The sequence below is a fragment of the Vibrio sp. 10N.222.48.A3 genome (assembly GCF_041475345.1).
Taxonomy (GTDB): domain Bacteria; phylum Pseudomonadota; class Gammaproteobacteria; order Enterobacterales; family Vibrionaceae; genus Vibrio; species Vibrio tasmaniensis_A.
The window spans coordinates 1-923 of the sequence record NZ_JBFRVX010001295.1 but is presented as its reverse complement, the minus strand read 5'-3'; the positions used below and the strand labels follow the sequence as shown (position 1 = coordinate 923).

The window sequence follows — 923 nt, the reverse complement described above, 5'->3', positions numbered from 1 at the left end:
AACTAATGTGAGTCAAGCGACGACAACGACGATCATCGATCGCTTGGAATTGAACGGCTACGTACAACGTGTTCGCAGCTCGTCAGATCGCCGCAAAGTACACGCAAATCTGACTGAAAAAGGTCAAGAGCTACTTAACAATGCGCCACCACCGCTACAAGATAACTTCGTTAAAAAATTCCAAAATTTAGAAGCATGGGAGCAAAGCTTACTGCTTTCTTCGATGCAACGTGTGTCTGCAATGATGAACGCCGAAGACATCGACGCAGCTCCAGTTCTACAGCTTGAAGGCATTGCAAACGTCGTCAAGAGCTAACGTAGTTTTAAATTGTCTAGCTAAGAAAAAGTTTAAAGAGTTATAAAATGGTCGCATCAAGCGGCCATTTTTTGATCTTGGCCTCCCAATTTTTCTGACTTTACTAATAAAAATCATCTTTTAGTTGTAGCCTATCGATATAAGCTAAGGTTTTCGAAAGACCAAGTATCAAGCGAAGGTATCTATATAGGCTATTGTATCAAGTTTGTGCTGACATATGATGATCTTCTCGTTGTGTTTAATCTCCCCCGCTTCTAAGCGACAAAACTTTTTTCAAGATAAGCGCATGCCATAAAACGAAAATAACAACCTTAAACGGCTCGTTTGGTGCCTTAAAATGGCCAAATTATGGTGTTTTAAGTTGCTGTTTTTGTTGGTTTTTAATTTGATGTTTTCTTAAGATCACAATGGTAGTCTTAGCTTGATTTCTTTAGGGGGTTAAATGGACACTAATAACAGCACTTATCATCAGCACAGTTTTGCTCAGCAAGATCTATCAGAGCTTACATTTACGGCCTGTACGTTTATCCGTTGTGATTTCAGACGTTCGAACTTACGTGATGCAACGTTTATTAACTGTAAGTTTATTGAACAAGGCGATATTGAG

At 39.3% G+C, this 923-nt stretch carries 2 protein-coding genes; both read left to right on the top strand.

The genetic code is table 11. The features are described 5' to 3' along the window. Positions 1–316, top strand: a 316-nt coding sequence (locus tag AB4653_RS25830; RefSeq protein WP_372105654.1) for a MarR family winged helix-turn-helix transcriptional regulator, incomplete at its 5' end; no start/stop codon positions are given. A 442-nt stretch (positions 317–758) separates the two neighbouring features. Then, positions 759–923 (top strand): pentapeptide repeat-containing protein (locus AB4653_RS25825; RefSeq protein WP_372105655.1); only part of this gene is annotated, 165 nt, incomplete at its 3' end.